This is a genomic window from Rhizobium chutanense, assembly GCF_002531935.1.
Classification (GTDB): Bacteria; Pseudomonadota; Alphaproteobacteria; order Rhizobiales; family Rhizobiaceae; genus Rhizobium; species Rhizobium chutanense.
Window position 1 is genome coordinate 176,953 of the sequence record NZ_NWSV01000002.1, and the last position, 24,080, is coordinate 201,032.

The 24,080-nt window shown below is 61.1% G+C and carries 24 protein-coding genes; 11 read left to right on the forward strand and 13 right to left on the reverse strand.

Going from position 1 to position 24,080, the window contains the following annotated elements; translation table 11 throughout:
• Positions 1-15 precede the first annotated feature (15 nt).
• From CO666_RS03305 to CO666_RS03315, 3 genes are read left to right on the forward strand one after another with little or no spacing between them, the layout of a single operon-like run.
• Complete coding sequence (locus CO666_RS03305; RefSeq protein ID WP_097610722.1) at positions 16-984, forward strand: aliphatic sulfonate ABC transporter substrate-binding protein; 969 nt, start codon at positions 16-18, stop codon at positions 982-984.
• A 36-nt stretch (positions 985-1,020) separates the two neighbouring features.
• Positions 1,021-1,860 (forward strand): ABC transporter permease, encoded by an 840-nt coding sequence (locus tag CO666_RS03310; protein ID WP_097610723.1) that lies wholly within the window; start codon positions 1,021-1,023, stop codon positions 1,858-1,860.
• Position 1,861: 1 nt separating this feature from the next.
• The gene (locus CO666_RS03315) at positions 1,862-2,617 is read left to right on the forward strand and encodes an ABC transporter ATP-binding protein (RefSeq protein WP_097610724.1); all 756 of its coding nucleotides are present in this window, start codon (positions 1,862-1,864) and stop codon (positions 2,615-2,617) included.
• Between the two features lie 58 nt (positions 2,618-2,675).
• On the opposite strand, the gene CO666_RS03320 is transcribed toward CO666_RS03315, so the two are convergent.
• The 6 genes from CO666_RS03320 to CO666_RS03345 form a co-directional block, all read right to left on the reverse strand.
• A complete protein-coding gene (locus CO666_RS03320; protein WP_097610725.1) occupies positions 2,676-3,374 on the reverse strand; it encodes a ParA family protein in 699 nt (232 codons plus the stop codon).
• A 229-nt stretch (positions 3,375-3,603) separates the two neighbouring features.
• Entirely contained in the window at positions 3,604-4,755 is a 1,152-nt protein-coding gene (locus CO666_RS03325) for an iron-containing alcohol dehydrogenase (RefSeq protein WP_097610726.1), read from the reverse strand.
• Positions 4,752-6,137 (reverse strand): aldehyde dehydrogenase family protein, encoded by a 1,386-nt coding sequence (locus CO666_RS03330; protein WP_097610727.1) that lies wholly within the window; start codon positions 6,135-6,137, stop codon positions 4,752-4,754. Before CO666_RS03330 ends, CO666_RS03325 begins: the two co-directional genes overlap by 4 nt.
• 207 nt (positions 6,138-6,344) lie before the next feature.
• A complete protein-coding gene (locus CO666_RS03335) occupies positions 6,345-7,712 on the reverse strand; it encodes a glutamine synthetase family protein (RefSeq protein WP_097610728.1) in 1,368 nt (455 codons plus the stop codon).
• Between the two features lie 149 nt (positions 7,713-7,861).
• Positions 7,862-9,424 (reverse strand): amino acid permease, encoded by a 1,563-nt coding sequence (locus CO666_RS03340; protein ID WP_097610729.1) that lies wholly within the window; start codon positions 9,422-9,424, stop codon positions 7,862-7,864.
• 119 nt (positions 9,425-9,543) lie between these two features.
• A complete protein-coding gene (locus CO666_RS03345) occupies positions 9,544-10,314 on the reverse strand; it encodes an N-formylglutamate amidohydrolase (protein WP_097610730.1) in 771 nt (256 codons plus the stop codon).
• A gap of 176 nt (positions 10,315-10,490) precedes the next feature.
• On the opposite strand from CO666_RS03345, the gene CO666_RS03350 reads away from it, so the two are divergent.
• The 5 genes from CO666_RS03350 to CO666_RS03370 all read left to right on the forward strand — a co-directional run bounded on the left by CO666_RS03350 (position 10,491) and on the right by CO666_RS03370 (position 15,481).
• Positions 10,491-11,363, forward strand: a complete 873-nt coding sequence (locus CO666_RS03350; RefSeq protein WP_097611018.1) for a MurR/RpiR family transcriptional regulator — start codon at positions 10,491-10,493, stop codon at positions 11,361-11,363.
• Between the two features lie 190 nt (positions 11,364-11,553).
• Positions 11,554-12,657, forward strand: coding sequence for an ABC transporter substrate-binding protein (locus tag CO666_RS03355; RefSeq protein ID WP_003565135.1), 1,104 nt, complete (start codon positions 11,554-11,556; stop codon positions 12,655-12,657).
• Positions 12,658-12,728: 71 nt separating this feature from the next.
• Complete coding sequence (locus CO666_RS03360) at positions 12,729-13,622, forward strand: ABC transporter permease (protein WP_097610731.1); 894 nt, start codon at positions 12,729-12,731, stop codon at positions 13,620-13,622.
• Positions 13,619-14,407, forward strand: a complete 789-nt coding sequence (locus tag CO666_RS03365) for an ABC transporter permease (protein WP_097610732.1) — start codon at positions 13,619-13,621, stop codon at positions 14,405-14,407. The genes CO666_RS03360 and CO666_RS03365 overlap by 4 nt, the downstream gene beginning before the upstream one ends.
• Before the next feature lie 12 nt (positions 14,408-14,419).
• Complete coding sequence (locus CO666_RS03370; protein ID WP_097610733.1) at positions 14,420-15,481, forward strand: ABC transporter ATP-binding protein; 1,062 nt, start codon at positions 14,420-14,422, stop codon at positions 15,479-15,481.
• Positions 15,482-15,789: 308 nt separating this feature from the next.
• On the opposite strand, the gene CO666_RS03375 is transcribed toward CO666_RS03370, so the two are convergent.
• The 5 genes from CO666_RS03375 to CO666_RS03395 all read right to left on the reverse strand — a co-directional run bounded on the left by CO666_RS03375 (position 15,790) and on the right by CO666_RS03395 (position 21,162).
• Complete coding sequence (locus CO666_RS03375) at positions 15,790-16,791, reverse strand: ABC transporter ATP-binding protein (protein WP_097610734.1); 1,002 nt, start codon at positions 16,789-16,791, stop codon at positions 15,790-15,792.
• A gap of 10 nt (positions 16,792-16,801) precedes the next feature.
• The gene (locus CO666_RS03380; RefSeq protein WP_097610735.1) at positions 16,802-17,863 is read right to left on the reverse strand and encodes a Gfo/Idh/MocA family protein; all 1,062 of its coding nucleotides are present in this window, start codon (positions 17,861-17,863) and stop codon (positions 16,802-16,804) included.
• Entirely contained in the window at positions 17,860-18,699 is an 840-nt protein-coding gene (locus tag CO666_RS03385) for a carbohydrate ABC transporter permease (RefSeq protein ID WP_097610736.1), read from the reverse strand. Before CO666_RS03385 ends, CO666_RS03380 begins: the two co-directional genes overlap by 4 nt.
• A 9-nt stretch (positions 18,700-18,708) precedes the next feature.
• Positions 18,709-19,656 (reverse strand): carbohydrate ABC transporter permease, encoded by a 948-nt coding sequence (locus tag CO666_RS03390; protein ID WP_097610737.1) that lies wholly within the window; start codon positions 19,654-19,656, stop codon positions 18,709-18,711.
• A 246-nt stretch (positions 19,657-19,902) separates the two neighbouring features.
• Positions 19,903-21,162, reverse strand: coding sequence for an ABC transporter substrate-binding protein (locus CO666_RS03395; RefSeq protein WP_097610738.1), 1,260 nt, complete (start codon positions 21,160-21,162; stop codon positions 19,903-19,905).
• Between CO666_RS03395 and CO666_RS33485 the strand changes: the two genes are divergently transcribed.
• From CO666_RS33485 to CO666_RS03405, 3 genes are all read left to right on the forward strand, one after another.
• Positions 21,152-21,583 carry a hypothetical protein gene (locus CO666_RS33485; protein ID WP_143540226.1) on the forward strand — a complete coding sequence of 144 codons (432 nt, stop codon included), beginning with the start codon at positions 21,152-21,154 and terminating at the stop codon, positions 21,581-21,583. The two genes, CO666_RS03395 and CO666_RS33485, sit on opposite strands and share 11 nt — an antisense overlap.
• A gap of 110 nt (positions 21,584-21,693) precedes the next feature.
• Complete coding sequence (locus CO666_RS03400) at positions 21,694-22,575, forward strand: glucosamine kinase nucleotide-binding domain-containing protein (RefSeq protein ID WP_097610739.1); 882 nt, start codon at positions 21,694-21,696, stop codon at positions 22,573-22,575.
• Positions 22,572-23,336, forward strand: coding sequence for a GntR family transcriptional regulator (locus CO666_RS03405; RefSeq protein ID WP_097610740.1), 765 nt, complete (start codon positions 22,572-22,574; stop codon positions 23,334-23,336). Before CO666_RS03400 ends, CO666_RS03405 begins: the two co-directional genes overlap by 4 nt.
• Positions 23,337-23,339: 3 nt before the next feature.
• On the opposite strand, the gene CO666_RS03410 is transcribed toward CO666_RS03405, so the two are convergent.
• Both CO666_RS03410 and CO666_RS03415 read right to left on the reverse strand, forming a co-directional pair.
• Positions 23,340-23,741 (reverse strand): type II toxin-antitoxin system VapC family toxin, encoded by a 402-nt coding sequence (locus CO666_RS03410; protein WP_097610741.1) that lies wholly within the window; start codon positions 23,739-23,741, stop codon positions 23,340-23,342.
• A complete protein-coding gene (locus CO666_RS03415) occupies positions 23,738-23,971 on the reverse strand; it encodes a type II toxin-antitoxin system Phd/YefM family antitoxin (protein ID WP_097610742.1) in 234 nt (77 codons plus the stop codon). Before CO666_RS03415 ends, CO666_RS03410 begins: the two co-directional genes overlap by 4 nt.
• Positions 23,972-24,080 lie beyond the last annotated feature (109 nt).

Here is a 24,080-nt window from a genome sequence, read left to right on the forward strand (position 1 = left end):
CACTTAGGAGGTCTTATGAAATCGTTTATTCGCTTGGCTTTGAGCCTGTTCGCCGGTCTGGTCGCAGTCGGCACGGCGCGGGCTGCCGATATCTCGGAAATTCGCGTGGACTGGGCGACCTACAACCCGGTCAGCCTCATTCTGAAGGATGAAGGCATCCTGGAAAAGGAATTCGAAAAGGACGGAATCAAAATAACCTGGGTCCAGTCCGCCGGCTCCAACAAGGCGCTGGAATTCCTCAATGCCGGCTCCCTCGACTTCGGCTCGACCGCCGGTGCGGCGGCCTTGATCGGCCGCGTTAACGGCAATCCGATCAAGTCAATCTACGTCTATTCGCGTCCGGAATGGACCGCGCTCGTCACACGTAAGGATACCGGCATTGCCAAGGTCGAGGACCTCAAGGGCAAGTCGATCGCCGTGACGCGCGGCACCGATCCGCACATTTTCCTGGTGCGCGCGCTTGCCGATGCAGGCCTCACCGAAAAGGATGTTTCGCTTGTTCTGCTCCAGCATGCGGATGGCCGCCTTGCGCTGAAGCGCGGTGACGTCGATGCCTGGGCCGGCCTCGATCCGATCATGGCCTCCGCCGAGATCGAAGATGGCGACGTGCTCTTCTACCGCAAGCCGGAGAATAACAGCTGGGGCGTTCTCAACGTGCGCGAAGAGTTTGCCGCCGCCCATCCCGACCTCGTCAAGCGCGTGCTTGCTTCCTACGAAAAGGCCCGCGCCGAGGCCTTGAAAGATCCGGCCAAGCTGAAAACCGCCCTCGTCGCCGCCACCAAGCTGCCCGATACCGTAATCGAGCGCCAGCTGGAGCGCACGAACCTCGGCTATTCCGTGATCGGCGATGCCCAGCGCGAGACGATCCAAGCCGCGGGTCTCGCCCTGCAAAAAGCCGATGTCATCAAGGCGGATGTCGATGTCAGCAAGACCGTATCCGAGCTGATCGATCCGAGCTTCGCCTCCGCCGCTCTCGGCCAGTGAAGTGATAAAAAAGTGAAGCGATAGGAAACACATTCCATGTCGTTGGTCGACATCGCGCTGTCATGGCGCAATACCGAAACAGGAAGCGAGACCCGGGGCCGCCGGGTCTTGCCTTTCGGTCATCCGATCGTCGGGCTCGTGTTTCCAGTCGCATTGTTTGCCGGCTGGGAAATCCTCGTCCGCATGGGGATCATCGGCGGCCGCCTGATGCCCCCGCCCTCGAAGATTCTCTATACGGTCTATGCGCTGGCCGCATCCGGCGATCTGACAACCCATGTCGGTGCGACGCTGCGCAGAGTGGCGATCGGTTTTGCCTTCGGGTCGCTGGCGGGAACTGTGCTCGGGGCGCTGACCGGCTCCTCCAAATTGCTCGCACGGCTGCTCGATCCGACCCTGCAGGCCTTGAGAGCCATTCCGTCTATTGCCTGGGTGCCGCTGTTCATCCTGTGGTTCGGCATTTTCGAAGCCTCCAAAGTCGCCTTGATTGGCGTCGGCGTCTTCTTTCCCGTCTATCTCGGGGTCTACGGCGCCGTTACAGGTGTCGACAGGCGTATCGTCGAGGTCGGCCGCGTCTTCCGGCTTTCCGGGTTCGAGCTCATTCGACTGATCCTGCTGCCGGCAGTTCTGCCCGACTATATTCTTGCCCTGCGCGCTGGCTTGGGTCTCGGTTGGATGTTCGTCGTCGCGGCCGAGTTCATGGGCGCGTCGGAGGGCCTGGGATATCTGCTGGTGGACGGGCAGCAGCTCGGAAAACCGGATCAGATCCTCGCCGCCATCTTGATCTTTGCCATTGTCGGCAAGGCGACCGACAGCCTGCTTCTGATTGCGACCGCGCCGTTTCTGCGCTGGCGTGACAACCATGCGAGCGGGATCTGATATGCTCGATATAAATTCTCTATCGAAGATCTATCCCAACGGAACGCATGCGCTGCAGGATTTCTCTCTGAGCGTCGGGAAGGGCGAGCTGATCGCCGTCATTGGCGGATCGGGCTGCGGCAAGAGCACCCTGCTGAGGCTGTTGTCCGGCCTGGAAGCGCCCACCCGAGGCGACATCCGCCTGGAGGGACGGCGGCTGACGGAGCCGGACGGCCTCGTCAACCTCGTCTTCCAGGAGCCTCGGCTTTTTCCCTGGTTGACGGTCGCCGACAATATCGGTTTCGGCCTGCGTCACCTGGCAAGCGGCGAACGCGAGAAGCAGGTATCGGCAGCCCTGGAGAAGATCGGCCTTGCCGGCTACGAGAAGCGCTGGATCAAGGAACTATCCGGCGGGCAGGCGCAACGCGTGGCCTTGGCGCGCGCGCTCGTGACGAAACCATCCGTGCTTTTATTGGATGAGCCCTTCTCGGCACTCGATGCGATGACGCGTGTCGAACTCCAGGATCATCTGATCGATTTATGGCGCGTCGATAGCACGACGATGCTGCTGGTCACGCACGACATCGAAGAGGCCGCGTTTCTGGCAGATCGCGTCGTCGTGATGCGCCCCTGGCCGGGACGCGTTCTGGAGGTTGTCGATATAGGCCTGCCGCGACAACGCAATCGCATGTCGGACGAATTGGCCGCAGTCAAAAGGCGCCTTTCCGGCCTTCTGGCGCATTCTCTCCATGAGAGCGGCCGCACGGCAACCGCCTGAAAAGACAAATGCGTCGCGGGCGGGCCGGACGCATTTGGTCTGAGAGTGCGGGAGACTATCAGGCCGCGCTCGCCATGCGGGCCGAGGCCGTCAGCCTGACCGGCAGTTTGCGCATCATTTCCTCGGCAAAACAGGTGGCGTTTTCACGCGCCTTGTCGAGATTGCTGACACGCGTCGGGTCGATCGTGTGCAGCGTGCCGCCACAGTCGAAGATGTCGCGGAAAGCCGAGCGCTCGATGATCGCCGTGTCCAGCACCGGCACGTGCCGCTCGCTGAGCAGCGACTTGACGAGCTGCAGCGCCCGGGTCGTCACCATCGAGTTGACGCGGGTCAGTACCACCGAATGACCGATCTTGATGCCGGCCTTCTCATCCAGATATTGCAGCAGTTCGAGAACCTGCGCGCCGCCGCGCGCATCCATCGCACAGCCTTGGATCGGGATCAGCACGTGATCGGAAAGGCCGACGGCGGTGGCGAGCAGCGGATTGCGCGCGCCCGGCAGGTCGACGATGAAATAGTCGGTATTGTGCTTGTTCTCGCTGATATGCTGCGGCAGCGAGGCGGTGGTCACGAAATCGATCACCGAAACATTGGGCACATGACCCGATATTTCGTGCCAGCGTGAAATCCAGTGCTGCGGATCGGCATCGAGAATGGTGACGCGGTAACCCGTGCGGGCAAGCTCGGTCGCGAGCAGGAGAACAGCGGTCGTCTTGCCGGCGCCGCCCTTGGTGTTTGCGAATGTGATGACAGGCATGGTCGGTCCTCGGAAGGAGATGGTGCGAGCCGGAATCGCTCTTTTACGCACCCTCGGAGCATCGTGCGGTTAATCCATCCTTTCTAATCATGGTTAACAAATTCGAAACGCGCGCGGCGAAATTGCAGCCAGTATTTTTCACATCCCTAAAATTTGGGATGGGAACGCAACGAAAAAGCCTGGAAAACCGAGGTCTTCCAGGCCGATCCGCAGGTCCGGTCTTATGTCGTCAGAAGCAATCCCTGAAAAGCGCCTTGGTATTTTCAAGCGTTAGCGGGACCGGATTGCCGCCGGCACTCGGATCCTCGATCGCCATAGCCGACAATTCGTCGATGCGGTCGGGGGCGATTCCCATCGCCGTCAGCGTATCCGGCACGCCGAGATCGGAGCGGAGCTTCAGCACATAGTCGTAGAAACCGTCGAAACCGCCCGAGATGCCGAGATAGGCGGCAGCACGGCCGATCTTCTCCTCGATCGCAGCGCGGTTGAAGCGCAACACCGCCGGCATGACAACCGCATTGGTCATGCCGTGATGGGTGTTGTAGACGGCGCCGATCGGGTGCGACAGTGCATGAATGGCGCCAAGCCCCTTCTGGAAGGCGACCGCGCCCATGGCGGCGGCAGACATCATGTTGGCGCGGGCTTCGAGATCGGTGCCTTCCCGATAGGCGCGCGGCAGGAATTCCTTGACGAGCCGCATGCCTTCCAGCGCGATGCCGGCCGACATCGGATGGTAGAAGGGCGAGGAATAGGCCTCCAGGCAATGGGCGAAGGCATCCATGCCGGTGCCGGCCGTGATGATCTTCGGCATGCCGACGGTCAGTTCCGGATCGGAGATGACGACACCCGGCAGGAACTTCGGATGGAAGATGATCTTCTTCACATGCGTTTCGGAATTGGTGATGACGCTGGCGCGGCCGACTTCCGAACCGGTGCCGGCCGTCGTCGGTACGGCGACGATCGGCGCGATGCCCTCGAGGCTCGCACGTGTCCACCAGTCGCCGATATCCTCGAAGTCCCAGACCGGCCGCGTCTGGCCGGCCATGAAGGCGACGCATTTGCCGAGATCGAGACCGGAACCGCCGCCGAAGGCGACGACGCCGTCATGGCCGCCGTCCTTGAAGGCTTTGACGCCGGCTTCGAGATTCTTCTCATTCGGGTTCGGATCGACATCGGCGAAGATCGCGCGGCCAAGACCGGCATCCTCGAGGATGTCGAGCGCATTCTTGGTGATCGCCATCGAGGCAAGGCCGCGGTCGGTGACGAGCAGCGGCTTCTTGATGCCGAGGCTCTTGCAGGCGTCGGCCAGTTCCTTGATGCGGCCCCGGCCGAGCTTGACCGATGTCGGGTAGCTCCAGTTTGCGGTGATGTTGCTGCTCATGCTGTGACTTTCTTCAGGTGGAAGGATTTCGGACGAGTCAGATTCTGGAAGCCGATGATCGACAGCGAGCCGCCGCGGCCGGTCTCCTTGACGCCGGTCCAGCAGAGCGCCGGATCGAGATAATCCGCGCGATTCATGAAAACGGTACCGGTTTCGATGTCGCGGCCGAGGCGCGATGCCCGCTCGACATCCTTGGTCCAGAGCGAGGCCGTCAGCCCGTACTGGCTGTCGTTCATCAAAGCCAGCGCCTCCTCGTCGCTCTTCACCTTCATGATGCCGACCGCCGGGCCGAAGGTTTCTTCGCGCATGAAGGCCATGGAATGGTCGACATCGACGAGAACCTGCGGCGCAAGATAGGCGCCGCCGTCATCCTGGGGGAAAAGCTTGGGATCGACAAGCGCCTTGGCGCCCTTGGAAACCGCATCGGCAATCTGCTCGCGCACCACTTTGGCGAAGCGCTTGTTTGCCATCGGCCCGAGCGACGTTTCCGGATCGAGCGGATTGCCGAGCTTGTAGTTCGACACCCAGGCGACCGATTTCTCGACGAAGGCGTCGTAGAGCGATTCATGCACGTAGATGCGCTCGATGCCACAGCAGCATTGGCCCGAATTGTAGGTCGCGCCGTCCATCAGCGTATCGACGGCCGCCTCGAGATCGGCGTCTTCCATGACATAACCCGGATCCTTGCCGCCGAGTTCGAGGCCGAGCCCGGTAAACGTGCCGGCAGCGGCCCGCTCCATTGATCGGCCGCCTTCGACCGATCCGGTGAAGTTGACGAAATTGAAGCTGCCGGCGGCAATCAGCGCCGACGTGGTCTCATGATCGAGGAAGACGTTCTGGAACACATCTTCGGGAACGCCGGCCTCGAGGAAGGCCTGCACCAGCCGCTCACCGACAACAAGCGTTTGCGAAGCGTGTTTCAGCACCACCGTATTGCCGGCCATCAGCGCCGGTGCGATCGTGTTGATCGCCGTCATATAGGGATAGTTCCACGGGGCGATGACGAAGACGACGCCATGCGCTTCGCGCTCGATGCGGCGCTCGAAACGCTCGCTCTCCTCGACGACGAGCGGGGCGAGCGCATCTGCCGCAATCGAGGCGACATAGTTGGAGCGCTCGTTGAAGCCCTTGTATTCGCCGCCATATTTGACCGGCCGGCCCATCTGCCAGGCAAGCTCCGGCACGACGACGTCGGACATCTCGTTCAGCCGCGCGGCACCCTTCAGGACAAGCTGGACACGCTCTTCGAGCGGCCGTCGCGCCCAGGCCTTCTGCGCCTTGCGGGCGCGCGCCACCACGTCTTTAGCGGCATCGAGCGAAAGCGCCGGGCGCTCCGCGTAAACCGATCCGTCGATCGGTGAAATGCATTGGATCATTGCCATGATCGTTTCCTGTCCTCGTATGCGTCAAAAATTGAGTGAGGGCCTGGGCCCCTCATCCGCCTGCCGGCACCTTCTCCCCGCACGCGGGGCGAAGGGACATGCCGCGACCTCTCCGTTCCCCACCAACCTCTCGCAGGGCACGTCCCCTCGCCCCGTCAGAACGGGGAGAGGGTTAGGGTGAGGGGCAAACAACCCGCGAAATGCCTATTAAGCTCTTTCGAAACCGCGCGCCACTTCCCAATCGGTGATGCGGCGGTCGTATTCCTCCTGCTCCCATTCGGCAGCGCGGGTGTAATGGTCGATGACGTCGTCACCGAAGGCTTTGCGCAGCATCGCCGATCCCGTCATCGCAACGGCTGCCGAACGCAGCGTGCGCGGGATCTCCCGAATATCCTTGCCGCCATAGGCGTCGCCGACGAAGGGAGCTTCGAGCTCCATCTTGTTCTCGATCCCGTCGATGCCGGCCGCCAGCAGCGCGGCGAAGGCGAGATAGGGATTGAGATCGGAGCCGCCGACGCGGCATTCGATGCGGATACCCTTGGTCTCCTCGCCGCAGAGGCGATAGCCGGCGGTGCGGTTGTCCTTGCTCCAGATCGCCTTGGTCGGCGCGAAGGTGCCGGCCATGAAGCGCTTGTAGGAATTGATGTAGGGCGCCAGGAAATAGGTGATCTCGCTCGCGTGGGCGAGAAGCCCGGCAACATAATTGTGCATCAGCGGCGACATGCCGTATTTGCCGGTATGGTCGAAGAACAGCGGCTTTTCCTCCAGGCTCCAGAGCGACTGGTGAATATGCGAGGAACTACCGGCGGCGTTGTAATTCCATTTGGCCAGGAAGGTGATGGCCTTGCCTTTCGACCAGGCGATCTCCTTGCAGCCGTTCTTGATGATAGCATGCCGGTCGGCCATGGCGAGCGCATCGGCATAACGCACATTGATCTCCTCCTGGCCGGCGGAAGCCTCGCCCTTGGAGTTCTCGACTGGAATGCCGGCGCCCTGCAGGCCGGTGCGGATCGCCCGCATCACCTCTTCTTCCTTGGTGGTCTGGAAGATGTGGTAGTCCTCGTTATAGGCGCTGGCGAGCTTGAGATTGCGGTAACCTGAAGCGTGCGCCGCCTCGTAGCTCTGGTCGAACAGGAAGAATTCGAGTTCGGAGGCCATATAGGCCTTCATGCCCATGTCTTCGAGGCGCTTCACCTGCTTCTTCAGGATCGCGCGCGGCGAATGGGCGACCTCCTCATGGGTGTGATGGTCGAGCACGTCGCAGAGCACCAGCGCGGTACCCTCGAGCCAGGGAATACGGCGCAGCGTCCCAAGATCCGGCTTCATCGTATAGTCGCCGTAGCCCTTCTCCCAGCTCGTCGCCTTATAGCCGGAGACGGTCTCCATCTCGATATCGGTCGCCTGCAGGTAGTTGCAGCTGTGCGTTTCCTTCCAGGCGCTCTCGACGAAATATTCCGCCTGGAACCGCTTGCCCATCAGCCGGCCCTGCATGTCCACCTGGCAGGCCAGAACCGTATCGATGCGCCCCTCGGCAACATCCTTCGTGAGATCGTCGATTGTGTAGCTGCTGCTCATGATTGATCCGCCTGAAATTTGGAATTGAGAAGATCGGGGCAACGAAAGCGCATGCGCTCGGCCTGGTATCGCGGCCTGATGCCTTTTCGTTGATCCGGTGATGGGGCCGCAGGATGCGGCCCCGCCATTTGAGAGGGAAGCCTCGATGCTTACTTTTCGCCGCTCTCGCCGACCGCCGCTTCGGCGGCCGCGATCTCGGCCTGGCGCTTTGCCACTTCGGCGCCGATCGGCGGTCCCTTGAAGCGCCGGCTTTCAAAACCGAACCAGACGATCCCGGTCAGCACTAGGAAGCCAACGGTAACGTAAAGCGCGGCACCGTTCGGCGGCTGAATGCCGAGAATGAAGATCAGGATCATCGAGATGATCGTGAGCACGGCAAAGAGCTTGAAGGCGCCTTCGCCGAGGTTCCATGGACCCATTTTGTCCCACTTCGACGTGCCCCAGGCGAACAGGCCGAGCGTGATCGGAATTGCGAAGGAGAAGAACAGGAAGATGACGGTGCACGAGACAACGATCGTATAAACCGGCGTATCACCGATTTTCATGAAGTCGAGCGAGGTGAACCAAACGAAAAGTACCGACAGGATCGAACCGGTCCAGATCGCAGCCACCGGCGTACGATACTGCGGGCTGACCTTCGACAAGGCCTTCGACGCCGGAAGACCGCCGTCACGAGAGAAGGCGAAAATCATGCGCGAGACCGAGGTGACGGTAGCAAGACCGCACAGCCACTGGCTGACCAGGATGGCGAGATAGAGAATGTCCTTGACGATCGGGTTTACCTGGCTGTCCATCGCCCAGAAGAACACGTTCCAGCCCTGTTTTGCCGCATCGTCCATATTCGGGAGCATGAGGACGAAGGCGCACAGCATGATGTAGCCGAAAAGTGCCGACCAGAGAACGGATGCGACCATGCCGCGCGGGACCGACTCCGCGGCCTTGACCGTTTCTTCCGAGGTATGCGCCGAGGCGTCATAACCGGTGATGGTGTAGATCGGCAGCAGCAGGCCGACGAGGAAGACCCAGGCGCCCGAAGTCGACGGCCAGACATTGCCACCGGCTTCGCCGGAATAGTTGGCGAAGGTGAACAGACGGCCGATCTCGTAGGAGGGCGCTGCAATCAGGCAGACGGCCGCCAGCGCGATCGAGGTCGCGAAGATGAGATAACCCGAAAAGTCGGTCAGCTTCGCCGTCAGCCCAATACCCATGTGGTTCACCAGCGCCTGCGCACCGGTGATGATGACGAGGAAGACGATGCGCACCGTCGTGGTATCCGTCAGCCCGAGATAGCTGGTGCCGAACGAACCCATGAAGAAATAATAGGTGCCGACATTGATGGCGCCGAGCACAGTGACGAGACCGAGCAGGTTGAACCAGGCGGTCAGCCAGCCGGTGAAGCGGTTGCCGAGGATCGAGCCCCAGTGATAAAGCCCGCCGGCCGTCGGATAGGCCGAGCTGATCTGCGCCATGGCGACGGCAAAGACGAGCGAGATGAAGCATCCAACCGGCCAGCCGATGCCGATGGCGGCTCCGCCGGCACCCGAGGTCGCCTGCGCCAGCGAATTGATGCCGCCGGAGAGGATGCAGATGATGGAGAATGAGACGGCGAAGTTCGAGAATGAACTCATGCGTCGCTCAAGTTCCTGGGCGTAGCCCATCGAATGCAGGATGTGCACATCCTGCTTTTTGTCCAGATCGGTATAGTCCGACATGACTTCCCCCTGTTCACGATCGGCCGCGGGATTGCGGGCCGGTTCAGTGCCAAATTGTCCGCGGCATTTTCGCGTGCGGACGCTCGCAGTTAGACTGCTCCCTCGGGTCTTCTTTTTTGTCAGGCGTCCAGGCTTTGCTGGAGCAACCCTTTTAGATAGTCGGCCATGACCCCTTGGCCGACATCGTCTGTGATGAGGTCATTGCGGACCTCGATCATTACATTGCGCAAGCCGTTCGAAAGCCCGTGCAGGATCAGCGTGTGGGTCACGCCGTCCTCGGGCCCGTAAGGCTGGTTGCGTTCCGTCCTGTAAAGCGGCGCTTCGGCCGCAGCCTCCAGCATGCGATCGGCAAGCCGGCTGTCCTCGTCGTGCAATATGCCGAGTTCGACGGCGCGTTCGCGGCCATGATAGACCGGCGTGAAGCTGTGCATCGTCACGATGATACTGTCTTGCCCCCTCGCCCGGCGATCGCGGATCAGCCCGCGAATGGCGTCGTGGAAGGGCACGTAGAGCGCGTCGGTTCGGGCAAGGCGCTCTTCGGCGCTCAGATCCTTGTTGCCGGGAATGACGTAGATTTCGCTCGCCTCCGGCATGGCGCCGGGAGAAGTGGGCGGCCGGTTGCAGTCGTAGATCAGCCGTGAGAACCGCTGGTAGACGAGCGTCGCGTCGAGTCCTTCCGATATGCCGCGGGCGACTGCCAAAGCCCCTGGATCCCAGGCGATATGGCTCGACAGCGCTTCCTCAGGCAAGCCGAGATCGCCGAAAGATGCGGGAAGCGCCTTCGAAGCGTGTTCGCAGACGATCAGCACCGGGCTCCGGCCGTCGACCCGCTCGATCCCGACGCAGTCGCCGTCCGCTTCACTGAGGATTTTCGGCCGGGCCAGCACCAAAGGCGCCACTCCTTATCCCTTAATAAAATATTTATAGAAAAGAATTCTTCAGGTTTCGATCGCTGTCAAGCGCTCTCTGAAAATTTCTTTTCATGACAGCAGTTGACATGGATTATGACAGCGTTGTTAACTTTGGTTGGGAAAGTGGCGCCAGACCATCCCGGGGAGCATTGAAAGTGACAGTTGCGTCGAAGACGGTTTCGGACGTCATACACTCGCATTTGGGCGTGTTGACGCGCGCCGAGAAACAACTGGCCGAAAGCCTTCTCGACAACTATCCGGTTTCCGGTCTCGGCAGCATCACCACCATCGCCGAGAACGCCGGCGTCTCGACGCCGACCGTCGTGCGCATGGTGCAGAAGCTCGGTTTTAAAGGCTATCCGGACTTTCAGGCGCATCTGCATCTGGAAGTCGAGGCGACGATCTCGAACCCGATCGCCAAGCATGATCGCTGGGCGCAGAACGCGCCGGGCACCCATATTCTCAACCGTTTCGCCGATGCCATTATGGGCAATCTGCGCCAGACGCTGACCGATCTCGATACCGCGACCTTCGACAGCGTCGCCTCTCTGCTGTCCGACCGCAAGCGCGGCCTCTATTTCGTCGGCGGCCGCATCACCGGCGCGCTTGCCGAATATTTCTTCACCCACATGCAGGTGATCCGGCCGGCAACGACGCTGCTGTCGTCGCATTCCAGCAGCTGGCCGCAATATGTCCTCAACATGAATGCCGGCGACATACTGATCATCTTCGACATCCGCCGCTACGAGCAGGAGATGGTCAGCCTTGCCACCGCCGCCCGCAAACGCGGCGCCGAAATCGTCGTCTTCACCGACCAGTGGGGCTCGCCCGCCGCCAAGCTTGCCCGGCATGCCTTCCGCGTCCGGATCGAAGCACCCTCGGCCTGGGATTCCTCCGTCGTCACCCTGTTCATCGTCGAAGCACTGATCGAGGCCGTTCAGAACTCGACCTGGGACGAGACGAAGGAGCGCATGAAGACGCTGGAAGGCCTGTTCGAGCAGACCAAGCTTTTCCGTAAACCGGGTTAGGAGGACAAGACTAAACAAAAGAAAAACAATGACGGATTTTCACGGAAACAGACCGCACTGTCGCAAATAGAACGCCTGTCGCAAACGCCTGATATTCAGGGTGAAATGAACGTCATCCAATCGTCATACAAGCTTCATGTAAGCTGATTAACAGCATCGCCAGACACTGAAAACCCGAAGGAGAACAACAGTGATCTCTAACATTTCTCGACTGCTGTCGCTTTCTACTGCAATGATCGTGGCTTCGACCGCGATCGCCGCAGCTGAGCCGAGCGCCGAACTGATCGCCGCCGCCAAGAAGGAAGGCACCCTGACGACGATCGCTCTTCCGCACGACTGGTGCGGCTATGGCGACGTCATTGCCGGCTTCAAGGCCAAATATGGCCTCGAAGTCAACGAACTGAACCCGGATGCCGGTTCGGGCGACGAAGTCGAAGCGATCAAGGCCAACAAGGGCAACACCGGTCCGCAGGCCCCTGACGTCATCGACGTCGGTCTTTCCTTCGGTCCGTCTGCTAAGAAAGACGGCCTGATCCAGCCTTACAAGGTCTCCACCTGGGATTCCATTCCGGACAGCGCCAAGGATGCCGAAGGCTACTGGTATGGCGACTATTACGGCGTTCTGTCGTTCCTCGTGAACAAGGACCTCGTCAAGGAATCGCCGGCCGACTGGGCCGATCTGAAGAAGAGCGACTACGCAAACACCGTCGCCCTCGCCGGCGACCCGCGCACCGCCAACCAGGCCGTCCAGGGCGTTTACGCTGCTGGCCTTTCCGCTTCCGGCGGTGACGCGGCCAAGGCAGGCGAAGAAGGCCTGAAGTTCTTTGCCGAACTGAACAAGGCCGGTAACTTCGTGCCTGTCGTCGGCAAGGCTGCTCCCTTCGCGCAGGGCTCCACGCCGATCATCGTCGCCTGGGACTACAACGCTCTCTCCTGGGGCCAGAGCCTGAAGGGCAACCCTCCGTTTGAGGTCATCGTTCCGAAGACCGGCGTCGTTGCCGGCGTCTACGTCCAGGCGATTTCCGCCTTCGCTCCGCACCCGAACGCTGCCAAGCTCTGGATGGAATACCTCTATTCCGACGAAGGTCAGCTCGGCTGGCTGAAGGGCTATTGCCACCCGATCCGCTTCAACGATCTTGCCAAGAACAACAAGATCCCGAAGGACCTGCTCGACAAGCTGCCGCCGGCAGCAGCCTATGAAAAGGCCGTCTTCCCGACGCTCGAAGAACAGGCAGCCGGCAAGGAAGCCATCACCAAGAACTGGGATAGCGTCGTCGGCGCCGCCGTCAAGTAATCTCCGATCCTGCCTCCCCGCCCGAAAGGCGGGGAGGTTTTCTCACTCCGACGCCCCAGGATGAGCTTTCCATGAGTACCGTTTCAACGCCGATGGTAAGCAGCGCCCCCTTGATCAACAAAGACCGCGTGATCGACTGGCTGGGCATTGCACCCTTTATTATTTTCTCTTTGCTGTTCCTGATCATCCCCACGCTTTATCTTGTGGCGGGCGCGTTCCTGACGCCCGAGGGCAATCTCACGCTGAAGAATATCGGCGATCTCTTTACCCCATCGATTATGAGCGCTTACTGGATCAGTATCCGCGTCTCGGTGGCATCGGCCCTTGGCGGCGCGCTGATCGGCTTCTTTCTCGCCTGGGCCGTCGTGCTCGGCGGCCTGCCCGCCTCGGTGCGCTCGACGCTGCTGACCTTTTCCGGCGTCGCCTCGAACTTTGCCGGCGTGCCGCTTGCCTTCGCCTTTCTGGCAACGCTCGGCCGCACCGGTCTTGTGACGATGTTCCTCCGTGAGTGGTTCGGTTTCAATCTCTACGGCACCGGTTTCAACCTGCTGTCCTTCCTCGGCCTCACCATCACCTATATGTATTTCCAGATCCCGCTGATGGTGCTGATCCTGACGCCGGCCCTCGACGGCATGAAGAAGGAATGGCGCGAAGCATCCGAGATTCTTGGTGCTACCAATCGCCAATACTGGACGATGGTCGCAATGCCGATCCTCTGGCCGAGCCTGCTCGGCACGACGCTGCTGCTCTTTGCCAACGCCTTCGGCGCCATCGCCACCGCCTTCGCACTGACCGGCAGCTCGCTGAACATCGTGCCGATCCTGCTCTACGCGCAGATCCGCGGCGACGTCCTGCACAACGCCAACCTCGGCTATGCCATCGCGCTCGGCATGATCGTCATAACAGGCGTCTCGAACATCCTGTACCTCATGCTGCGCATGCGCGCCGAACGGTGGCAGAAATGAAAGCTCAACGTTTCGGAGCCTGGCTGGCCATTATCCTGGGCGCTTCCTATTTTGTTATTCCGTTGATCGGCACCATCGAGTTTTCGCTGCGCATGCGCCGTGGCGAATACAGCCTCGATGCCTATCAGTCGGTCTTCTCGGACGCCCAGTTCCGCGAGACCTTCGGCTATTCCATGTTGATGGCGTTGCTCACCATCGTCTTCGGCATGCTGCTCGTCGTGCCGACCGCCTATTGGGTGCGGCTGCGGCTGCCGCAAATGCGCCCCGTCGTCGAATTCATCACGCTGCTGCCGCTCGTCATTCCGGCGATCGTCATCGTCTTCGGTTACCTCAGGATGTACAATTCATCGTCCTACCTGCCGCTGACGGGCTCGACGACCGGCACCAACATCCTGCTGGTCTTCTCCTATATCACCCTGTCCCTGCCCTATATGTACCGAGCCGTCGATACCGCCATGCGCGCCATCGACGTCCGCACGCTGACGGAGGCTGCCGAAAGCCTCGGCGCTCGCTGGACGACCATCATGTTCAAGTGCATTTTTCCCAATGTCATGAGCGGCGTGCTCTCCGGCGCCTTCATCACGCTCGCAATCGTCATGGGCGAATTCACCTTCGCCGCGCTGCTCAACCGTCCGGCCTTCGGTCCCTACCTGCAGCTCGTCGGCGCCAACAAGGCCTATGAGCCTTCGGCGCTCGCCGTCATCGCCTTCTCGATCACCTGGCTCAGCATGGGCCTGCTCAACCTCGTTTCCCGCGTCGGCAAAGCCCGCCCGGCAAAGGCTTAAGGTATCTGGCTCATGTCCTTTCTCACACTGAACAACATTCAGAAATCCTTCGGCCCGGTCCAGGTCGTCAAGAACTTCAACATGAACATCGAGAAGGGCGAGTTCGTCTCCTTCCTCGGACCGTCGGGCTGCGGCAAGACGACCGTTCTGCGCATGATCGCCGGCTTTGAAACACCGACCGGCGGCACGTTGACCATCAACGGCAAGGATCAGAGCTCGCTGAAGCCGAACCAGCGCAATATCGGCATGGTCTTCCAGGCCTACGCGCTGTTCCCGAACATGACAGTGCACGACAACGTCGCCTTCGGCCTCAAGGTCGCCGGCGCCGCCAAGCCTGAGATCAACGCGCGCGTCAAGGAAATGCTCGGCCTGATCAAGCTCGACCACTTGGCCGATCGCTTCCCGTACCAGATGTCGGGCGGGCAGCAGCAGCGTGTGGCACTCGCCCGCGCGCTTGCCGTCAAGCCACAGCTGCTGTTGCTCGACGAGCCGCTCTCAGCACTCGACGCCAAGATCCGCGTGTCGCTGCGCGAGGAAATCCGCCAGATCCAGCAGCAGCTCGGCATCACCACTGTTTTCGTCACCCACGATCAGGAGGAGGCGCTGTCGATCTCCGACCGCATCGTCGTCATGAATGCCGGCAAGGCCGACCAGATCGGTTCCCCCTTCGAGATCTACAATACGCCGGCAACCCGCTTCGTCGCCTCCTTCGTCGGCACGCTGAACCTGATCGAGGCCGAGGTCGTCGATCCCGATACCAACCGCATCCAGATCGGCGATCAGAAGATCACACTGAAGCAGTCGGTCGCAGCCCATAAGGCCGGCGAGACCATCTCGCTGGCGCTGCGCCCGGAAGCAGGCTCCCTCTCCGACACCGCCAGAAGCGATACGGCTCTCACCGGCCAGGTCGTCTCGGCTCACTTCCTGGGTTCGGTCATCCGCACCCGCATGAATGTCGGCGGCAACGTCATCTCGTTCGACATGTTCAACAGCCCCGGCGTCACCCCGCCACAAGCTGGCGAAACCGTAACGCTGCGCTTCATGGCAGCCGACCTGCTCGTAATCCGCGACTGAGTTCACCAGCACCGCTCACGCAAAAGGCGCCGCAAAACGGCGCCTTTTCGTTATTCGGAATATATGGAGGAGACAGCAGCCTTGTCAGATCTTTCTCGCTTCGGCCGGGGAGAAGGGGACGAAGGCATTGCCACTTGTCTCTTCTCCCCAGCGGGGAGAAGTGCCGGAGCGATAGCGAGGCGATGAGGGGGCCACACGGCACAGCATTCATTGCCCTTCACTTTGGCTCAGCGCAATAACAAATGTTCTGCCGTGCAGCCCCCTCATCCGCCCTACGGGCACCTTCTCCCCGCTGGGGAGAAGGGGAATCACCGGATCGCCCTGTCGTCCACATCGAAGCGGTGGACACGCGCCTGATCCGGCGTCGCATAGACGATCTCGTCGGGCTCGTACTGATGCTCGCCGAAGAGGCGCGCCGTCAGCAGCCCGCACTGGTCGGATTCCAGATAGATGATCGTGTCGGCGCCGAGATGCTCGACATGCACGACTTTCGCGGCCCAGCTCCCCTGTTCGCGCGACAGCGTCATGTGTTCTGGACGCACGCCGATCGTCTTGGCGCTGTGATCGCCGACCTTCTCGGCCCCGATGAAATTCATCTGCGGCGAGCCGATGAAGCCGGCGACGAAGACATTGGCCGGGCGGTTGTAGAGTTCCATCGGCGAGCCGATCTGCTCGATCGTGCCGGCATTCAGCACCACGATCTTGTCGGCAAGCGTCATCGCCTCGACCTGATCGTGGGTGACGTAGATCATCGTCGCCTTCAGGCTGCGATGCAGCCGGGCGATTTCGAGGCGGGTCTGGACGCGCAGCGCCGCATCGAGGTTCGACAGCGGCTCGTCGAACAGGAAGAGCTCCGGTTCGCGCACGATGGCGCGGCCGATCGCGACGCGCTGGCGCTGGCCGCCGGAGAGTTCGGCCGGCCGCCGCGCCAGATAGGGCGCGAGCGACAGCATGCCCGATGCCTTGCTGACGCGCGTGTCGATCTCGTCCTTGGGGGTACCGGCCTGTTTGAGGCCGAGCCCCATATTGTCCTTGACCGTCAAGTGCGGATAGAGCGCGTAGGATTGAAACACCATGGCAATGCCGCGCTTGGCCGGCGGCGTCAGCGTCTCGTCGCGGCCGTTGATGACGACGGCGCCCGACGTGACGTCCTCGAGGCCGGCAATGCTGCGCAAGAGCGTCGACTTCCCGCAGCCCGACGGCCCGACGAAGATGACGAATTCGCCGTCCTTGACCTCGAGGTCGATGCCTTTCAGCACCTCATGCGTGCCATAGGTCTTGCGGATGGATTTGAGTTGAAGCGATCCCACTGTTTTTCCCTTACAATCTGACCGGCTGGCCGGTGCGCACGCTCTCGTCGGCGGCAAGACAGATGCGCAGCGACGCTACCGCATCCGCCATATGGCGGTCGAGGTTCAGATCCTCGCGGATCGCCCTCAGCATGAAGGCCTGCTCAAGGTCGCAGAGAGCCTGATGACCGGGCTCGCCCGTCATCCTCATATCCTGATCGGGCCGGATGAACTTGCCGTCCGGGCCGGTCGCGGCCGTGTGCAGACGGATCACCGAAGTCTTGGTATGCGTGTCGATATCGTCGGACTTGGCGTTCGGATCCATGACGATCGACACCGCGCCTTTCGGCGACATCACATCCTTCACGAAGAAGGCGGTCTCCGAGATCATCGGTCCCCAGCCGGCCTCGTACCAGCCGACCGAACCATCCTCGAACAGCACCTGCAGCTGGCCGTAATTATACATGTCGGCAGCGATCTCGTCGGACAGGCGCAGCCCCATGCCGCGCACCTCGACGGCCCTGGCGTCGGTGATCTGGCACATGACGTCGACATAATGCACGCCGCAATCGACGATCGGCGAGGTCGTGCGCATCAGCGACTTGTGTGTCGCCCAGGTTGGGCCGCTGGACTGCTGATTGAGGTTCATCCGGAAGACGTAAGGCGGGCCGAGTTTGCGCGCCTCCTCGATCAGCTTCACCCAGGACGGGTGATGGCGGAGAATATAGCCGATCACCAGCTTGCGCCCCGCCGTCTTCGCGGCGGCGACAACACGCTCAGCATCGGAGACGGTGGTCGCCAGCGGCTTTTCCACGAAGACATGACAGCCGGCTTCGAAGGCGGCGACCGCATAATCGGCATGACTGTCGGAATAGGTGTTGATCGAACACAGATCCGGCTTCAGCTCGGCGAGCGCAGTCACGAAGTCGGGATGAATGGTATAGGCCTGCAACTCGGGCTCCAGCGCCGGCGTCGAGCGGTTGACGAGACCGACGATCTCGAAGCCGGGATCGTTATGATAGGCGAGCGCATGGCTACGACCCATATTGCCGAGGCCGGCTACGAGGACACGGATCGGTTTCCCCTGGTTCATTTGACGGCTCCCGACGTGATGCCGCGGATCAGTTGCCGCGAGAAGATGACGTAGAGGACGAGGATCGGCAGGATGGCGAGCGAGAGCGCCGCCAGAACCGCATTCCAGTTGGTGACGAACTGGCCGATGAAGATCTGCGAACCGAGGGTCACCGTCTTTGTCGCTTCGGCCGGCGCCAGGATCAGCGGGAACCAGAGGTCGTTCCAGATCGGGATCATGGTGAAAACGGCAACCGTCGCCATGGCCGGGCGCACCAGCGGCAGCACCAGGCGGAAGAAGATCGCATATTCGGAAAGCCCATCGATGCGGCCGGCATTCTTCAGATCGTCCGAAACCGTGCGCATGAATTCCGACAGGATGAAGATCGCGAGCGGTATGCCCTGGGCGGTATAGACAAGGACGAGGGCCGTCAGCGTGTTGACGAGGCCAGCCGCCACCATGCCCTGCAGGATCGCCACCGTGCCGAGGCGGATCGGGATCATGATGCCGATCGCCATGTAGAGCCCGAGCAGCATATTGCCGCGGAAGCGATATTCCGACAGCGCGAAGGCCGCCATGGCGCCGAAGAGTAGCACCAGCAGGATCGAGACGATCGTGACGATGAAGCTGTTCTGGAAATAGGTGGCGAAATCGCCCTGCCCCAGCACCGTCTGATAGCCGACGAGGCTGAAGGTCGACGGCGTCGGGATCATCAGCGGCTCGCGGAAGATCGAGGCGCGATCCTTGAACGAGTTGACGATGGTCAGGAACACCGGAAACAGCGCGACCAGCGTATAGGCGCTAAGCGCCAGATGCACGAGGCCGGTGCGGACGGGAGATGTGCGTGCCTTGGACATGCGCGCTCCTCAGAACTGGTAGCGACGCATGCGTCGCTGGATGACGAAGAGATAAAGCGAAACGCCGGCGAGGATGATGAGGAACATCACCGTGGCGATTGTCGCGCCCATCGAGCGGTCGCCGAGCTGGAGCTGGAAACCAAAGAAGGTGCGGTAGAGCAGCGTACCGAGAATATCGGTCGACATGTCGGGCCCGGCAAGCGCGCCCTGCACGGTGTAGATCAGATCGAAGGCATTGAAATTACCGACGAAGGTCAGGATCGAGATGATGCCGATCGCCGGCAGAATGAGCGGCAGCTTGATCTTCCAGAACTGGGCCCAGCCGGTGATACCGTCACATTCGGCCGCCTCGATCACCTCTTCCGGGATGCTGAGCAGTGCGGCATAGATCAGCATCATCGGAATGCCGATATATTGCCAGTTGGAGATCAGCGACACCGCGATCAGCGCCGAGCCCGGCTTGCCGAGCCAGGGCGCGAACAGGAATTTCAAACCGATGAGATCTAGCATCCAGGGTGCCACACCCCAGATCGGCGAAAGGATGAGCTTCCAGATGAAGCCGACAATGACGAAAGAGAGCAGCGTCGGCAGGAACATCGCCGTGCGATAGAAGGCGACACCGCGCAGCTTCGGCACCGACAGCAGGGCGGCAAGTGCCACACCGATCGGGTTCTGCACGCACATGTGGATGGCAAAGAAGATCAGGTTGTTGACGAGCGCATTCCAGAAATCATGCGCCCAGCGCGGATCGCCGAACAGCACTTTGAAATTCGCCAGTCCGACGAAGGCCGGCTGACCATCGACGACATTGTAGAGCGAAAGCCTGAGCGTTTCGATGAGCGGCAGCACCATCACCGCGGAATAGACGATCACCGCCGGCAGCATGAAGACGAAAATGTGCCAGCGCACCGGGCGCTTGATCGGGACGATTTCGGCCGCGTTGTCGGTTTGGCTCATGGCTTTTGCCTTGTTGTTAGATAGATCTTGGAGCCAGGAAGTTGGACTTTATGCACCGGCAAGGTGCCTCTTCGCTAAGGCGAACCGCCACGCCTCGGCGTGACGAAAGACCCCTTCTGGCCTGCCGGCCATCTTCCCCACAAGGGGGAAGAAGACTCGCGGCGCGATCCTCCCCACCAGAACCGCAATTGCGGCAGGTCTAGCCCCTCCCCCTTGTGGGGAGGGGTTGGGGAGGGGTTTTTCACATCACTTCTTCGGCTTGTACCAGCTGTCGAGGCCCTTCTGCAGCTTCTCGGCAGCAACGGCCGGCGTGTCGGTGCCGTTGATGACGTTGGCCGATTCGACCCAGGTCTCGTTTTCGAGGTTCGGCGTGCCGCGCGACAGGATCTGGTAGGTCGAGCGCACGGTCGACTTGTACGGGCCGCGCCAGGAGACGAATTCCTGGGCAAGCGGATCGGACATCTTGACCGGGTTCGAGTTCAGGCTGAAGAAGCCCGGCAGCGAATTCGCGTAGATGTCGGCGAACTCGGGCGAAGCGACCCAGCTCAGGAACTTCTTGGCTTCCTCGGCATGCTTGCTCTTGGCATTCAGGGCAACGCCGATATCCGGATGGTCGGAGATATAGCCCGTGTCGCCGGCCTTCGGAACCGGCGGCGGGAAGGCGCCCATCTTGAACTGCGCCTGCGTGTTGAAGAGCGCAATTTCCCAGGAACCGGCCGGGTAGATGGCGGCACGGCCGAGCGTGAAGAGGTTCTGGCTGTCCGAATAGGTCTGGGCTTCGAAGCCGTCGCCGAGATAGGGCTTCCACTTGGCAAGCTCTTCATAGGGCTTGACCCAGTCGGCGTCCGTCAGCTTCTGCTTGCCGGCGATCAGGGCTTCGCGGCCCTCTTCACCCTTCCAGTAGTTCGGGCCGATATTCTGGTAGCCCATGGTGGCGGCTTCCCAGAGATCCTTGGTGCCCATGGCGAGCGGAATATAGGTGCCGTCGGCCTTGATCTTGTCGAGAGCGGCGAAGAACTCGTCTTCCGTCTTCGGAATGGAGATGCCGAGCTTGTCGAAGGCATCCTTGTTGTAGATGAAGCCGTGGATGACCGAAGCCATCGGCACGCAGAAGGTCGACTTGCCGTCGTCGGTCGACCAGGCGGCCTTGGCGACCGGCGAGAAGTTCTCCATGCCGGGCAGGCTGGTGATATCGACGAGCTGCTTCTTGTTGAAGAGTTCGAGCGAGGCGTCGAACGGACGGCAGGTGATGATGTCGCCTGCAGAACCGGCGTCGAGCTTGGCGTTCAGCGAGGCGTTGTATTCGGTCGGCGCGGTCGGCGAGAAGACGATCTTGATGCCCGGGTTCTTGGCTTCGAAAGCCGGGATGATCTTCTCCTGCCAGATCTGCAGGTCGTCGTTACGCCAGCTTTCGACCGTCAGCGTGACGTCGGCGGCATGGACGAGACCTGCCGACGTCAGCAGGCTGGATGCAAGCAGGAAGCTTTTCAGAGCAGTGTTTTTCATTTCCCTCTCCTGTTTTCAGGCGCCGGAGGGCGCCGTTTTCGATCTGAAACAAGCAATTGGCGTGTCTGAGGAAACACCCAACGCCCCTTGGAGGCCGCCAGCGACTGCCGGCCCGAAAGCTCGATGGACGCAAAGACGGATCGCCTGCGGCCGGACTGTGCGCGCCGTGCCGGTGACTTGCACCGGACGCGCCGAAATCATGGGAAAAGCCGATGGATGCCTGAATTCCACCGCCGGCCCGACAGGCCTCCGGCATTCCGGCAATCATCCCCCGAAGCGGTTCCGGCTTGGCTTTGCTGCCGGTTTTCGTGGGCTTCGAAACGCTGTTCCCTTTTGCCGAATTAAGGCCAAAAAAATACCAATTGTCCAGCCGAATTTTAACTTTTTGACCGTCAAAGCTTCATTAAAAATTTTTATCTAGTAAAATCAATATGATAAAAAGATACATTTTCATTATCATTCTCACTTGGTAAATGGTATTTTTTTGGTATTGTATTCAAAACGGGTAGGAACGGCGTATTCGGAGGTCCGATGACGGAGCTTGCAATCGGCATAGATGGCGGCGGAACGAGCTGCCGGGCCGCGGTGGCGGACAGAAACGGCAAGATCATCGGCCGCGGCAAATCGGGCCCGGCCAACATCCTGTCCGATCTGGAAAACTCTCTCCTCAATATCGTCGAATCCGCCCGGCAGGCGTTGCGCGATGCCGGAATTGCCGCTGAAACCATCTCCTCCGTTGCAGCGGTCGTCGGCGTCGCCGGCGCCAATGTCACGGATTACGGCCAGCGGATCGAAAAGGCCCTGCCCTTTGCCGAAGGCCGCGTCGTCACCGATGCATTGATCGCCCTGCAGGGGGCGCTCGGCGATGCCGACGGCATCGTCGGCGCCTTCGGCACCGGCTCGGTCTATAATGCCCGGAAAGATGGTCGGCTGAGCGGCATCGGCGGCTGGGGCTTCGTCGTCGGCGACCAGGCAAGCGGCGCCCGTCTCGGTCGCGACCTCATGGAACGCTCGCTGCTCGCCCATGACGGCGTGCGCCCGGGATCGCCGATCACCGGAGCGGTCATGGCCGAATACGGCAATGATCCCGAGCGCATTGTCGAATTCGCCCATTCGGCAAGACCGACGGATTTTGCCCGTTACGCGCCCATGGTCTTCGAACATGCAACGAGAGGCGATGCGGTCGCGGTCGGCATCGTCACCGATGCGGCAACGGCGATCGGCGAAAGCCTCGAAGCACTGCTCTGGCCCGGATGCCCGTCCATCTGCTTGCTTGGCGGCCTTGCGGGAGCCTATGAACCTTGGCTTTCCCGCTACCGGCCGCTGCTAGCCAAACCGAAAAACGATGCCCTTCACGGCGCGGTGGAGCTTGCGGTCAAGCTTCTGACCGATCCCCAGAGAGGTGCGGCATGACCGACGATCTCGCCACAATCCTGTCCCTGGAACGCCTGCAGGCGGCCGGCACCGGCCCGCTTTATGTCAAGCTGCGCCGCACGCTCGAAGAGGCCGTGCGCACCGGCACGCTCGGCCACGGCGATGCGCTGCCGCCGGAGCGCGACATCGCCGAACTTGCCACCGTCAGCCGGGTCACCGTGCGCAAGGCGATCGACGAGCTCGTCGCCGACGGCCTGTTGGTGCGCCGCCACGGCTCGGGCACCTTTGTCGCCAAGCCGGTCTCCAAGGTCGAGCAGCGCCTGTCGCAGCTCACCTCCTTCACCGAGGACATGGCGCGCCGCGGCATGTCCTCGCGCTCCGAATGGCTTCACAAGGGCATCCACACCCCCTCGCCCGACGAAATGATGATCCTCGGCCTCGCCGCCGACGTGAAGGTTTCGCGCCTCTCCCGCCTGCGCATCGCCGACGACCAGCCGCTGGCAATCGAAAACGCCAGCGTCTCCGGCGAATTCCTCCCCGACCCCTCCGCCGTCACCAATTCGCTCTACGCCGAACTCGAGCGCCTCAACGTCCGTCCGGTCCGCGCCGTCCAGCGCATCTCGGCGACCAATATGAAGGAAGCCGACGCCCAGCTTCTCGGCGTGTCGGTGGGTGCGGCCGGCCTGTCGATCGAACGTATCTCCTATCTCGGCTCCGGCCGCGCCGTGGAGTTCACTCGCTCGCTCTATCGCGGCGACGCTTATGACTTCGTGGCCGAGCTGACGATCGGGGTGAGCTAAGGCTTACCAGAAACGGGCAATCCAAAGCTGATTTCCGGCGAGTTCATCGAAAATCGTGTCGGCGGAAATGATCGGTATCCCATTCTGCATGGCAGTCGCCGCAAGAAACCGGTCGAACGGATCACGGTGCGCCCAATCCATCGTGGCTGCGGCCAGGCAGACTTCCGGTGTCAATGCCGCGGCAATAGCACCCTGCTCCTGCAGCAGGTCCGGCAGCCGGCCGACGAAAGGCTCCATCTCCGGCCATTTACCAAGACGAACCTTCTGCCCGATTTCAAACAGGGATATCGGGCTGACGAGAATACTCTCCGCCCTTTCGATCAGAGCAATCGCCTTGGCCGAGAGCCGCTTGTCGCCGGTCAGCGACCACGCCCAGGCATGGGTATCGAGCAGCAGCGAATTCACTCGATCCCTTCCCAGGCCGCGACTTCGCTTTCATCAACAGGCTCGAAAAAATCCGGCCCATCTCCAGCAACCTGCCCTTTGAGCAGACCGATTTTGAAGGAAGACTGCACAATCGGAATGATCTTCACGACAGGTTTGCGCCCCTTGGCGATCACCACTTCCTCACCGGAGAGGGCAGCGTCGATCAGTTTCGACAGATTGGTCTTTGCAGCATGGATGGTCACTTGCATTGCAGCCTCGTTAGCTAACTTGACTAAGCATACCATCGCTTTGTCACTTCCGCTATCGAATTCAAACGGCCTGAGCGCGACCAATTATCGAGCCAGATCAAAAGCATGA